The organism is Amorphoplanes digitatis (assembly GCF_014205335.1).
Classification (GTDB): Bacteria; Actinomycetota; Actinomycetes; order Mycobacteriales; family Micromonosporaceae; genus Actinoplanes; species Actinoplanes digitatus.
Genome location: NZ_JACHNH010000001.1, coordinates 5,463,759 through 5,476,548, shown reverse-complemented (window position 1 = coordinate 5,476,548; position 12,790 = coordinate 5,463,759). Strand labels below are relative to the sequence as shown.

At 72.6% G+C, this 12,790-nt stretch carries 11 protein-coding genes; 6 read left to right on the top strand and 5 right to left on the bottom strand.

Annotated features, from left to right (window positions below; translation table 11 throughout):
• The first annotated feature begins 31 nt into the window (after nt 1–31).
• Nucleotides 32–2,761, top strand: a complete 2,730-nt coding sequence (locus BJ971_RS23980) for a TIM barrel protein (protein ID WP_184995470.1) — start codon at nt 32–34, stop codon at nt 2,759–2,761.
• Between the two features lie 120 nt (nt 2,762–2,881).
• Here the strand turns inward: BJ971_RS23980 and BJ971_RS23975 are convergent, their stop codons facing one another.
• The 3 genes from BJ971_RS23975 to BJ971_RS23965 form a co-directional block, all read right to left on the bottom strand.
• Entirely contained in the window at nt 2,882–3,640 is a 759-nt protein-coding gene (locus tag BJ971_RS23975) for a GH25 family lysozyme (protein ID WP_184995469.1), read from the bottom strand.
• 122 nt (nt 3,641–3,762) lie between these two features.
• Complete coding sequence (locus BJ971_RS23970) at nt 3,763–5,205, bottom strand: MFS transporter (protein ID WP_184995468.1); 1,443 nt, start codon at nt 5,203–5,205, stop codon at nt 3,763–3,765.
• A gap of 80 nt (nt 5,206–5,285) precedes the next feature.
• The gene (locus tag BJ971_RS23965) at nt 5,286–6,320 is read right to left on the bottom strand and encodes a lysylphosphatidylglycerol synthase transmembrane domain-containing protein (RefSeq protein WP_184995467.1); all 1,035 of its coding nucleotides are present in this window, start codon (nt 6,318–6,320) and stop codon (nt 5,286–5,288) included.
• Between the two features lie 170 nt (nt 6,321–6,490).
• Between BJ971_RS23965 and BJ971_RS23960 the strand changes: the two genes are divergently transcribed.
• Together BJ971_RS23960 and BJ971_RS23955 are read left to right on the top strand one after the other, a co-directional pair.
• Complete coding sequence (locus BJ971_RS23960; RefSeq protein ID WP_239087655.1) at nt 6,491–7,093, top strand: TetR/AcrR family transcriptional regulator; 603 nt, start codon at nt 6,491–6,493, stop codon at nt 7,091–7,093.
• Between the two features lie 42 nt (nt 7,094–7,135).
• Complete coding sequence (locus BJ971_RS23955; protein ID WP_184995465.1) at nt 7,136–8,155, top strand: DUF11 domain-containing protein; 1,020 nt, start codon at nt 7,136–7,138, stop codon at nt 8,153–8,155.
• Here BJ971_RS23955 and BJ971_RS23950 read toward each other — a convergent pair.
• Nucleotides 8,069–8,983 carry a helix-turn-helix transcriptional regulator gene (locus tag BJ971_RS23950; RefSeq protein ID WP_184995464.1) on the bottom strand — a complete coding sequence of 305 codons (915 nt, stop codon included), beginning with the start codon at nt 8,981–8,983 and terminating at the stop codon, nt 8,069–8,071. The two genes, BJ971_RS23955 and BJ971_RS23950, sit on opposite strands and share 87 nt — an antisense overlap.
• Here BJ971_RS23950 and BJ971_RS23945 point away from each other — a divergent pair.
• The 3 genes from BJ971_RS23945 to BJ971_RS23935 are packed head-to-tail and all read left to right on the top strand — an operon-like array spanning nt 8,982 to nt 11,262.
• Nucleotides 8,982–9,392 (top strand): DUF2000 domain-containing protein, encoded by a 411-nt coding sequence (locus tag BJ971_RS23945; protein WP_184995463.1) that lies wholly within the window; start codon nt 8,982–8,984, stop codon nt 9,390–9,392. The two genes, BJ971_RS23950 and BJ971_RS23945, sit on opposite strands and share 2 nt — an antisense overlap.
• A 38-nt stretch (nt 9,393–9,430) precedes the next feature.
• Nucleotides 9,431–10,006 carry a helix-turn-helix domain-containing protein gene (locus BJ971_RS23940; RefSeq protein ID WP_184995462.1) on the top strand — a complete coding sequence of 192 codons (576 nt, stop codon included), beginning with the start codon at nt 9,431–9,433 and terminating at the stop codon, nt 10,004–10,006.
• Nucleotides 10,003–11,262 (top strand): MFS transporter, encoded by a 1,260-nt coding sequence (locus BJ971_RS23935; RefSeq protein ID WP_184995461.1) that lies wholly within the window; start codon nt 10,003–10,005, stop codon nt 11,260–11,262. Before BJ971_RS23940 ends, BJ971_RS23935 begins: the two co-directional genes overlap by 4 nt.
• 40 nt (nt 11,263–11,302) lie before the next feature.
• On the opposite strand, the gene BJ971_RS23930 is transcribed toward BJ971_RS23935, so the two are convergent.
• Complete coding sequence (locus BJ971_RS23930) at nt 11,303–12,709, bottom strand: carbohydrate-binding protein (RefSeq protein ID WP_184995460.1); 1,407 nt, start codon at nt 12,707–12,709, stop codon at nt 11,303–11,305.
• Between the last annotated feature and the right edge of the window lie 81 nt (nt 12,710–12,790).

The window sequence follows — 12,790 nt, the reverse complement described above, 5'->3', positions numbered from 1 at the left end:
TCCGCCTGGCGGAGCAGGAAGGCGGCGCACCATGCTCATCGCCGATCACGCCGCTGTGAGCGGCCCGGCCGGCGGCCACCGGCTCTCCATCGCCACCGCGTGCCTGTCGGGAACCCTCGAGGACAAGCTGGCGGCGGCCGCCGCGGCGGGCTTCCACGGTGTCGAGATCTTCGAGAGCGACCTCGTCGCGTCGCCGTGGTCGCCGTCGCGAATCGGCCGGGAGTGCGCGCGCCGCGGCCTGACGATCGACGTCTATCAGCCGTTCCGCGACTTCGAGGCGGTCCCGCCGGAGCGGTTCCGGGCCGGCCTGCGCCGGGCCGAGCGCAAGTTCGACCTCCTGGAGCAGCTCGGCGCCGGGACCATGCTGGTCTGCTCCTCCGAGTCGGCGGAGTCGGTGGACGACGACGACCTCGCCGCCGAGCAGCTGCGCGAGCTGGCGGAGCGGGCCGGGCGGCGGGGCCTGCGGATCGCGTACGAGGCGCTGGCGTGGGGCCGGCACGTGAAGAGCTACGCGCACGCGTGGCGGATCGTCCGGCGTGCTGACCACGCCGCCCTCGGCCTCTGCCTGGACAGCTTCCACGTCCTGTCCCGGCGCGAGGACCCGGCCGGCATCCGGGTGATACCCGGCGCCAAGGTGTTCCACCTCCAGCTGGCCGACGCGCCGCGCCTCAAGATGGACGTGGTCCAGCGCAGCCGGCACCATCGGCTCTTCCCCGGGCTGGGCTCCTTCGACCTGGCGGCGTTCGTCGGGCACGTCCGCACCACCGGGTACGGCGGTCCGCTCTCGCTGGAGGTGTTCAACGACATCTACCGGCAGGCCGACCCGCGGCACGCCGCCATCGACGGGATGCGGTCGCTGCTGGCGCTCCAGGAGTCCGTCACCGCCCGGCGCGGACCGGTGCCGTCGCCCGGCCTGCCGCCGGCGCCGCGGCTCGGCGGGCACGTCTTCACCGAGCTGGCCGTCGACGAGGTGTCCGGTCCGGTGGTCGCGCGCACGCTGACCGCGCTCGGCTTCGCCCGGACCGGGCAGCACCGGTCCAAGCCGGTGCAGCTCTGGCAGCAGGGCGACGCCCGGATCCTGCTGAACTTCGCGCCGCAGCGCACGATCGTGCCCGGCACGGCGGTGATCTGCGCGCTCGGGGTGGAGAGCGAGGACCCGGCCGGGTCGGCCGAGCGCGCGGACCGGCTGCTGGCGCCGGTGCTGCCGCGGGTCCGGCTGCCCGAGGAGGCGGATCTGAGCTCGGTTGCCGCGCCCGACGGCACCGCGGTCTTCTTCTGCCGGGGCGGTGCCGACGGCTGGCTGGCGGACTTCGCACCCACCGGGGAGCCGGCGCGCGAGGAAGGCCTGGTCACCGGCACCGACCACGTCTCACTCACCGAGTCCGTCGACGACTTCGACCAGGTGGGCCTCTTCTACACCTCGGTGCTCGGCCTGCGGTCCGGACCGACGACGGAGGTCGCCGCGCCGTTCGGCCTGATCCGCAGCCGGTCGGCGACCAACGCGGCGCAGACGTTCCGGATCACGCTCAACACGGCGCCGCTGCGCCGCGGCAGCTGGTCGCCCGGCATCCCGAGCCCCCAGCACGTGGCGTTCGCCGGCGACGACGTGATCGCCGGCGCGCGGGCCATGCGCGAGCTCGGCGCGCCGGTGCTGCGCATCCCGGACAACTACTACGACGACCTGGACGCCCGGCTCGCGCCGCCGCCGGACCTGCTCGCCGCGCTGCGGGAGAACTCCATCCTGTACGACAGCGACGGCGACGGTGAGTACCTGCACTTCTTCACCGAGATGCTCGGGTCCCGGCTGTTCTTCGAGGTGGTGCAGCGGGTCGGCGGATACGGCGGGTACGGCGCCGCGGGCAGCGCGCCGGTGCGGATGGCCGCGCACCGGCACCGGCGCCTACAGGGGCTGCGCGACGGCGCCGGGCGGCCGGACGGCCGGGTGCACGACTACTCGCTGGCACACCTGACCGCGCTGAGCCTGTCCCCGCCGGAGCTCGTCGAGGCCGCCGCCGACGCGGGTTACCGGTACGTCGGCGTGCGGCTGACCCGGGTCACGCCGCAGGAGCCGCACTATCCGCTGGCCACCGATCCCGCCCTGATGCGCACCACCAAGGTCCGGCTGGCCGCGACCGGCGTCGAGGTGCTGGACATCGAGCTGGCGCGGATCGGCCCGCACGAGGATCCCCGGGACTTCCAGCGTTTCCTGGAGGCGGGCGCGGAGCTCGGCGCCCGGCACGTCATCACCCAGCTGCCCGATCCGGACCGCAACCGCAAAGTGGACCGCTTCGCACAGCTCTGCGAGATGGCCCGGCCGCTCGGGCTCACCGTCGACCTCGAGTTCCCGTCCTGGACCGAGACGCCGGACCTGGGCGAGGCCACCCGGGTGCTGCGGGCCGCCGATCAGCCGAACGCCGGCATGCTCATCGACCTGCTGCACTTCGCCCGCTCCGGGTCCAGCGTGGCGGACCTGCGGGAGCTGCCGGCCGAATGGTTCCACTTCGCGCACGTCTGCGACGCGCCGGCCGGCGTGCCGCCGACCAACGAGGGGCTCATACACACCGCGCGGTTCGAGCGGCTCTATCCGGGCGAGGGCGGCATCGACCTCGACGGGATCCTGGCCGCCCTGCCGCCGGGCCTGCCGTACGCGCTGGAGATCCCGCGGGCGCAGCTGGTGGCCCAGATCGGGGCCAAGGAACACGCCCGCATGGCGATCGCCGCCACCCGCCGCCGGCTGGAGGGGGTACCGGCGCCTGCCTGACCCGCGCCGGTACCGGTCCGGTTGTGGGGACGCAGAGGCGTGTCTCGTTCGAGAGCCGCGACTATCTCGCGGACGGCCGCGCCTAACGGCGGGCCCCGGGCGGCCGGGGCCCGCCGCACCTCAGGTGTTGTTCGCCAGGGCGATCAGCCGACTGCGGTCGCCGTTGAAGTAGTTGCGGTCGACGGCGCCGCTGACGCCGGCGACCGAGCCGCTGGCGGTGTACTGCCAGAAGCTGTAATACGGCGCGCCCGCCGGCAGCGTGCCCGGTGCGCCGGCCCAGCGCGCGATCCACAACGGATGGTTCGCCCAGGGGCCGCTCCAGTTGCCGGTGCAACTGGTCCACCAGCTGGTGGTGGTGTAGATGACGGCGTACCGGCCGGTGCGGCTGCGGTAGGTGTTGAGGAAGTCCTGGATCCAGGTGCGCATCGAGGCCTGGCTCAGGCCGTAGCACGTCGCGCCGTACGGGTTGAACTCGATGTCCAGTGCCGCGGGCAGCGTGCGGCCGTCCGCCGACCACGCGCCGCCGCTGCTGGCCAGGTAGTTGGCCTGCACGGCGCCGCCGGACCGGTCCGGCAGCGCGAAGTGGTACGCGCCCCGGATCACGCCGGCGTTGTACGCGCCGACGTAGTTGGCGCCGAAGTTCGGGTCCTTGTAGCTGACGCCCTCGGTGCTCTTGATGTAGGCGAACTGGATGCCGGCGTTGCGCACGCTGGTCCAGTTGATCCTGCCCTGGTAGCGGGACACGTCGATGCCGGGGGTGGTCGCGGCCAAAGCGGGGGAAGCCGTGACCGTGAGGGTGGCGGTCATCGTCGCGGCCAGCGTGATGACACCGGCCACGAGCCGGCGTAGGGGGCGCCGGGTAGTGCGGGAAATGCTCATCGTTCCCCTTCGGGGCAGAGAGGATAGTGCCGAGCAATCTATACGTGTCGATCTCCAAAAGCGACGGTGCCGGCGACCCGCAAGGGTCGCCGGCACCGAACGTCAGGCGTGCGAGCGGTGGGCTACCCCTCGACGGTCCGCTCCTGGCGCTTGCGCGCGGGCAGCGCGATCGCGGCGACGACGGCCAGGACCGCGACGCCCGCGCAGACCCAGAAGCCGTTGGTGAAGGCGGCGTCGGTCGGCAGGCCCCGCGGTGTGGTGTTGGAGGTGATGACGGCGGCGACCACGGCGGTGCCGATGCAGCTGCCGATGGTCCGGGCGATGGTGTTGACGCTGGTGGCCTCGCCGGTCTGTGTCGCCGGGACGCTCTCGATGATGGCGTTGGACATGGCGGCGAAGGCGAAGCCGATGCCGGCGCCGGTGAGGATGCCGGAGGCCAGGACCTGCCAGATCCGGTCGTGGGACACGGCGGGCAGGGTGAACGCGGCGACCACGAAGACGGTGCCGAGGAACAGCGGCAGCTTCGGGCCGAACCTGCGGTTCAGGATGCCCGCGAGGGGGCCGAAGACGACCATCATGACGACGGTCGGCAGCAGGAACAGGCCGGCCTGCGACACGGACTTCCCGAAGCCGTACCCGGTGGCCTCGGGCAGCAGGAGCAGGGTCGGGACCAGCAGGAACGTGCCGAACATGGCGAAGCCGAGTATCAGGGCGACCAGGTCGGTTGCCCACACGCCGCGGATCTTCATCAGCTTCATGTCGATGAGCGGTTCCTTGACCCGCAGCTCGACGAGTACGAACGCGATCAGGCCGACGACGCCGAGGGCGAGCAGGCCGATGGTCTTGATCTCGCCCCAGCCCCAGGCCTGGCCCTTGCTGATGGCCAGCAGCAGCGCGACGAGCGACACCGACAGGACGGCGGCGCCGAGCATGTCGAGCCGGCCGGGGGAGCGGACCGGGGACTCCTTCATGCCGAAGATCGCGCCGAGCAGCGCGACGGCGACGAGGACCAACGGCAGCCAGAACAGCCAGTGCCACGAGAGGTGCTCGACGATCGGGCCGGCGGCCACGATGCCGACGCCGGCGCCGATGCCGAAGATCGCCGAGATCAGGCCGATGATGGGCGCGACCTTCTCGCGGGGCAGCTCGTCGCGGATCATGCCGATCGACAGCGGCAGGATCGCGCCCGCCGCGCCCTGGAGCACGCGGCCGGCGATCAGCACGGCCAGGTTCGTGGCCAGCGCGGCGACGAGCGTCCCGGCGGCGAGGGCGGCCAGCACGCCGATGAGGACCTTGCGCTTGCCGGCGATGTCGCCGAGCCGGCCGAGGATGGGCGTCAGGACCGACGCCGACAGCAGGTACGCGGTGACGATCCAGCTCACGTCGCTTGTCGAGGCGTTCAGCTCGCGCCCGATTGTCGAGAGCGCCGGCGAGACCAGCGACTGGAGCACCGCGAACGCCAGGCCGCCGAGTGCCAGATACAGCACCAACAGCCCGCCGCCCGTGCTCCCGCCCTCGGCCGGAGCGGATCCGGCGGAGGTGGTCTCTTCGATGGTGTAGGTCATGGCGTTCCCTTGGCGCTCGAAGTAAACGTTTGCTGACTTAAGTATCGGCAGTCGGCCGGATAAGTCAACAGTTGTTTACGTCAGGCGAGCGCCTCGCGCCGGCTGCTCCGGTTCAGCCGCAGGTACGCGGCCAGCCCAGCCGGCAGTACGAACCAGAACGAGACGAGCCGGTAGGCGAGCACGACCGCCGCCGCGCCCGCCTGGGGCGCACCGGCCGCGACCAGCCCCGCGAGCAGGCTCGCCTCGATCAGCCCGACGCCGCCGGGCGTGAGCGGGATCTGCCGCACCACCTGCACGGCCAGGTATGCCGAGGCGAGGTGGAAGGCGGTCAGCGGCAGGTCGCAGGCGTGCGCGACCGCGACGAGGCAGCCGAGGTCGAGCAGCCAGTTCAGCACTGCATAGGCGATGGTCGCGGCCCAGTGGCGCAGGCGAACGGCGCGCGCCTCGCGGAGCAGCCGGCGCGCCTGGAAGAGCCCGCGCTCGATTCGTCCCGGCGCGGGGCCGAGCACCCGGGCCGGCGCGGCGGCCGGGTGTGGTGCGCGGCGCCGGTGCGCGACCAGCGCCCACCCGCCGAGCGCGGCAACGGTCAGGGCCGCGCCCGCCGCCGCGGCGGCACGCCATCCGCCGTGCGGCGCGAACGCCGACGTGCCGACCGCGCCCGCGTACAGCAGGGCCAGGCCGACGACGGAGGCCGCGCCGGACAGCACGATGCCGGTGGTGGCCGCGGCCTTGGTCGCGCCGTGGCGGCGGTACTCCCGCATGGCGAAGGCCGCGGACATCGCCGAACCGGCGGGCAGCACCATGCTCATCGCCGTGCGGCTGTAGGTGATGGCCAGGGCGTCGCGCCGCGAGACCCGGACGGCGAGGGCGGCGAGCAGGGTGCGCTGCTGCCGGGCGAAGGCCACCTGCGACAGGAACTGGGCGAGCACCGCGGCGGCGAGCCAGCGCGGGTCGGCGGCGCCGACGATGGCGAGGATCCGGGCGGGATCGGGCACGCGATCCCGCAGCACGAACACCGCGGCGACGCCCGCGGCGGCCAGCAGCAGCAGGCGCGCCGGGCGTCCGCGCAGCCACGCCATACCGCCCGTCGCCGTGACGGCCCCCGCTGTGGTCATCGAGCTCTCTCCGCCGTGCCGGTAGTAAACATTCGCTGACTTACAACCTACCGGCGCGGCGGCCAATATCAACAGCCGTTTACCGGCGACTGAGCGGCGGATCACAGGGGCCGTGAGCTGCAATGTCATCGTTTGTTTACTTGTCGCGTAGATCGGGCTACGCTGTCCCGGTGACGGATCCCGGCCAGCCGCGACGCCGCGACGCGGGCCGGACCCGGCAGATCCTGCTCGAGGCGGCGCGGACCAGATTCGCGCGTGACGGCTACGCGGCGACCACCGTGCGCGACATCGCCGACGAGGCCGGCGTCAACGTCGCTCTCATCAACCGCTACTTCACGTCCAAGGAAGGCCTGTTCGAGGCCTGTCTGACCACCGCCGTCACCGACGTGCGCCGGGACGAGAGCGGCGTGCCGGTGGACGGGATCGCCGAGGGCATCGCCCGGCGGATCGGCGGCACGGCCGACGACGACCGGCTGCGCGTCGCGCTGCTCCTGCTGCTGCGCTCCTCCGGCGACGACCGCATCGACGAGCTGCGCCGCTCGGTGCTGCACGCGGTCAGCGAGAAGATGGCGAGCGCCGCGGGCGGCGCCGAACCGGACGACGCGGCGCTGCTGCGCGCACAGATCGTGCTGGCCACGACCCTGGGCATCGTCACGCTGCGCTCCTCGCTCGGGCTTCAGCCGCTCGCCTCGGCCACCGAGGAGCAGCTGCTGGACCCGCTGCGCGACCTGGTGGAGTCCGTCCTCCCCGGCGGGCGCCCCCCACGTAGTTGATCTGTGCGCTATCGTCCGTCCACCTTCAACAAGGGAGCGGACATGGCGGCGTGGATTCGACGTGGTGCTGCGGTGGTCGGCGTCGCGGTGCTCGGCGCCCTCCTGCTCACCGGCCCGGCGGTCGCGGCACCTCCGGCCGCCGGCGACGAGACCCTCAAGCTCTACAGCGACGACCCCTCGGCGTCGAGGCCGCCCGGCGGGACGATCAGCTACGAGATGACGGCGACCCGCCACCCGACGGCGGCGGCACAGCACCGCACCGTCGTGCTGGAGCTGCCCGAGGGCGTCACCTTCCGCTCCGCCGACTACCCGCAGGCCGCCGGCCCCTGCGTGGCTGACGCCGCCAAGCGCACGGTGACCTGCACGACCAAGGCGCGGGAGACCAGCGCCCGCTGGCGGGTCGACACCGACGTAGCCAAGGACGCGCCGCAGGGCGTGTACGTCACCGCCAAGGCCACGCTCACCACCGAGCAGCCCGACCCCGAGCCGGCGAACAACGTCTCCACCACCGACGTCTTCATCACCGCCGGCGGTGAGCTGTCGGTCGCCGTCAGCGCGCCCAAGGGCCCCTGGCAGGTCGGCGCGAAGTTCGACGCCGAGATCAGCGTTCACAACGCCGGCCCCTACCGCACCCCGCTGCGGGTGAACGTGTTCCTGCTCCCGGTGAAGGGCCTGCGCCCCACCGCGTTGCCGGCGGGCTGCGAGCCCGACACCGGCATTCTCTTCTGCGACATCGAGATGATCGAGGCCGGTGCGACGCTCGTGCTCCCGGTGAGCTTCGAGGTCACCAGGTACGACAAGGACGGCCTGTCGGTCAAGCCGGTCCTCATCCCGGTCGGGCCGGACGCGGACCGCACCAACAACGAGGCGACCTACGCGGCGGAGATCGTCGCGCCTCCGGCGTCGCCGAGTCCCACGCCGACACAGACCGCCGGTGGCGGCGGCGCGGGCGAGCCCAGCCTGCCGATCACCGGATCACCCGTCGCGCCGCTGGCCCTCACCGGCCTGGTCCTGCTCGTGGCCGGTGCCGGCGCCGTCCTGCTGGCGCGCCGCCGCGCCTGACGCCGGGGCGAAGGCCCGCGGGCTGACGCCGAGAATGCGCCGGAAATGGCGTACCAGATGGGGTTGGTCGTAGAAACCGCTGTCGACGGCGGCGGACCCCAACGGCTCGCCGGCGACGATCAGCCGGCGGGCCAGGTCCACCCGCCGCGAGACCAGGTACCGGTGCGGTGACATGCCGAACTCGCGCGTGAAGGACCGCACCAGGTACGCCGGATGGAAGTGCAGGGCCCGTGCCGCCTCGTCCAGCGACAGCCCCGGCACGACGTGCTCCTCCAGCAGGTCGCGCAGCCGGTACGCGGGTGCGCGGTCGAGCCGGCCGGGCAGCGCCGGGCGGCCGTGCCAGGCGCGCAGCCGTTCGATGACGTCCGCGAGCCGGACCTGCGCCTCGAACTCCTCGCCGGGCTGCCGGATGACGCGGTGCAGGGCGGCGACCCGCCCGCGCAGCGACGGGTCGCCGACGGTGGGGTTGTCGACCGCGGCGCCGATCAGCGCGTCCGGCAGCCGGTCCGGCGCGAGGTAGAACACCCGCTTGTGGAAGCCGCCCGGTGTCGCCGAGGCGCCGTTGTGCGGCACGTGCGGCGGAAGCAGCGTGACCAGGTCGCCGAACGCCCCGCGTTCGTGCCGGTCGAGGTCGTAGCGCACGGCGCCGTCGTCGATGATGAGCAGCGTCCAGGTGTCGTGCGCGTGCATGGGATAGGCGTGGCCGTCCAGGTGCGCGTGCAGCACCTCCACCACGCCGTCCAGGCGCGGCCGCCACGCCGAGATCCTCGCCGGCACGTCAAAATCGTACAAGACCCGCGGGTACCCGGCCCCGCACGATCGATCCATGCGCTTCGACACCAAGATTGCCGTGCTGCTCCGCGACGACCTGCTCACCTGGCAGCGCCTGAACATCACGGCGTTCCTGGCCGGCGGCGTCGCGGCGGCGGTGCCCGAAGTGATCGGCGAGCCCTACGAGGACGCCGGCGGCGTGCGCTACCTGCCGATGTTCCGTCAGCCGGTCCTGGTCTTCGAGGGGGACAAGGAGCTGCTGCGCTCGGCGCACGGCCGGGCGATCGGCCGCGGCCTGGCGGTCTCGGTGTTCACCTCGGACCTCTTCGCCACCGGCAACGACCGGGACAACCGGGCGGCCGTGCGCGCGGTCGCCACCGGGAACCTGGACCTGGCCGGCATGGCCGTGCACGGCCCGCGCAACGCGGTGGACAAGATCCTGAAGGGCGCGACCATGCACCCCTGAGGTTGCTAAAGATGTCTTTATAAAGCATTCTCTAGGGTATGCCTTCCGAGGAACGCACGACGATCCGGCTGGACGACCCGCGTGCCCTGCGCGCCTACGCGCACCCGCTGCGGCTCAGCCTGATCGGGATGCTGCGGCGCAACGGGCCGATGACCGCCACCCAGTGCGCCGCCGCGCTGGATGAGAACGTGCCGAACTGCTCGTTCCACCTGCGCCAGCTCGCGAAGTACGGGCTGGCCGAGCGGGCACCCGCGGCCGACGGGCGGGAGCGGCCCTGGCAGGCGACCGCGAACAGCACGTCGTGGACCGACGACTCCGACGACCCGGAGACGCGGATGGCGGCCGACCAGCTCAACGCGGCGATCCTGCGGCAGTACGTGCGGCGGGCCGAGGCCTATCTCGCGGTCCGCGGCGAGGAGTCCGCAGAGTGGCGCGCGGCGGCCGGCTTCGGCGACGACATGATCTATGTGACGGCCGAGCAGCTTGTCGACCTCGCCGGGCGGGTCGAGGCGCTGCTGGCGCCGTACCGGGACAGGGCCGGGCGGGCCGCGGGGTCCCGGCCGGTCACCATCGTGCAGCTGGCGATACCGACGCCCGAGGAGGGCGCGCCGTGACCGCGGCCGCCCCGCCGAGGCCCGCGCCGGCGCCGGCGCTGCTGCGCGAGCGGGTGTTTCGGCACTACTGGAGCGCGCACGTCGTCTCGATGGTCGGCGACCAGATCTCGCTGATCGCGATCCCGCTGCTCGCCGTGCTGACGATCGGCGCCGGCCCGGTCGAGATGGGCTACCTGACCGCCGCGGCGCTGCTGCCGAACCTCTTCCTCTCGCTGCTCGCCGGCGCGTGGGTGGACCGGCGTGCGTACAAGCGGAAGGTCATGATCGTCGCCGACCTCGGCCGGGCCGCGCTGCTCGCGGTGGTGCCGGTGCTGGCGTTCGCCGGTGTGCTGGAGCTGTGGCACCTCTGCGCGCTGTCCTTCGCCATCGGCACGCTCACCGTCTTCTACGAGGTCGCCGACGGCAGCCTGTTCGCGTCGGTGGTCCGGCGGCCGGACTACATCGCCGCCAACTCGCTGACCAACGGCGCCCGGGCCATGTCGTTCGTGGCCGGTCCGAGCGTGGGCGGCGTCCTGGTCCAGGTGCTGACCGCGCCGTTCGCCCTGGTGGTGGACGTGCTGTCGTACGTCGGGTCGGCGCTGCTGCTGACCCGGATCGCCCCGCCCGAGAACGCCGGCTCCGAGTCCGAGGGCGGCGGCCTTGGCATCGGCTCCGGGCTGACGTTCATCTTCCGCTCGGCGGTGCTCCGGCAACTGCTGCTCGGTGCCACGACGATCAACCTGTTCAACTACGTCTTCCACGCGCTGCTGATCCTCTACGTGACCACCGTGCTCGGCCTCTCGCCCGGGCTGCTCGGCATGCTGATCGGCATCGCCTCGATCGGCGGGCTGGTCGGCGCCGCGGTCACCGGCCCGCTCACCCGCCGCATCGGCATCGGCCCGGTCGTGGTGCTCGGCTACCTGGCGTTCCCGCTCCCGCTGGTGCTGATCCCGCTCGCCGGCGGCCCGCAGCCGGCGGTACTGACCATGCTGCTCGCCGCCGAGTTCCTCTCCTGCGTCGGCGTGATGATCCTCGACATCGGGGTCGGCTCGCTACAGACGGCGGCCACCCCGGTGTCCCGGCTCTCCCTGGTCAAGGGCGCGCAACGCACGGTCAACTACGGGGTACGGCCGATCGGTGCGCTGCTCGGCGGCGTGCTCGGCGAGCTGATCGGGGTGCACGGTGCGCTGTGGATCGGCGCGGTCGGCGCGGTGGCCGGCGTGCTCTTCATCCTGTTCTCCCCGGTGCCGCGCATGCGGGAACTGCCCGACGCCTGACGGAGGCCCGGCCCCGGGACCGGGCCGGGCCTCCACAGGACTACCGGCGGAACTGGACCCAGTTCACGTTCACGAAGTCGGCCGGCTGGCCGCTGGTGAAGGTGAGGAAGACCGTGTGCCGGCCGGACACGTTGGAGACGTTGCCGGGCACCGAGCGCCAGGTCTGCCAGCCGCCGGTGTTGGCGAGCGCGAAGCTGCCGATCGGCGCGTTGGCGCGGCTGTCGACGCGGACCTCGACCAGGCCGCTGACGTTCGCCGCCGCGCCCGAGGCGACCCGGGCGACGAAGTCGCGGACGCCGCCGGTGCCGAAGTCCACGTTGTTGTACTGCAACCAGTCGCCGTTGCCGATGTAGGCGACGTTCTGTCCGCCCTCGGACGCGGTCTCCTTGGTGACCGCGGAGGCCGCGTCGTAGGACTCGGCCTCGATCTGCGCGTAGGCGTCGCGGACCGAGCCGGTCGGCGGGGTCGTGGTCGGCGGGGTGGTCGGCGAGGTGGTGGGCGGCGTGGTGGTGCCGCCCGACTGGTACACGGCGACGTAGTCGACGAGCATGGGAACGCCGGACTGGGTGGCCGCGGTGGGCCCGCCGCCGAACGCCGCCGGGAAGCCGCCGCCCATCGCCACGTTGAGGATCACGAACATGCCGTGCTGGGTGGCGTTGTTCCAGGTGGTGGCGTCCAGCTGGCCGGCGTTGACCTGGAAGTACTGTGCGCCGTCCAGGTAGAACCGCAGCTGCTCGGGCGAGACGCCGCGGTCGTACTCCACCGCGTACGTGTGGAAGCTGGTCTGGCAGGTGCCGCACGCGTGCTCGCCGCTGCTCAGGCCGGTGGTCTCGTTGCAGGGGCCGCCGGAGGCGACGCCGCAGTGCAGGGCCGAGAAGACCGAGTTCCGGCCGTTGATCGACTCCATGATGTCCCACTCGCCGATGCTCGGCCAGTTGGTCGCGCCGACCGGGCGCGCGGCCGCGCCCAGCGTCCAGAACGCCGGCCAGTAGCCCGCGGCCGCGGCGCCGGTGACGTTCGGCTGCTGAAGCCGGCCCTCGATGCGCAGCTTGCCGCCGGCGGGCGCGGCGAAGTCGGTGCGCTGCGTCTCCACCCGGCCGGAGGTCCAGCGTCCGGCCGAGTCGCGGATCGGCTTGATCACCAGGTTGCCGTTGCCGTCCTGGTAGACGTTCTGCGTCGAGTCGGTCATCGTCTCGATCTCGCCGGTGCCCCAGTTGGCGGCGCCGCCCGGATACGACGTGCCGATGTCGTAGAGCCAGTTGGACCGGTTGAGGCCGGTGCCGGCGGCCCCGGTGAAGTCGTCGCTGAAGACCAGGGACATGCCGGACGGTGCCGACGGCACGGCAGCGTCGGCGTGCATGGCGAAGACGGCGGAGGTGCCGCCGGCTATCAGGACTGCGGCGGCGGCGAGCCACCGGCGACGCCATCTGTACGCGGAACTCGGCATGGAAACGGCCTTTCGGGGGAGGGTATGGTGTCCGTGAGAGCGCTCTCACGGAGTTTCCAGTTCGTTACGGACCTTGTCAAT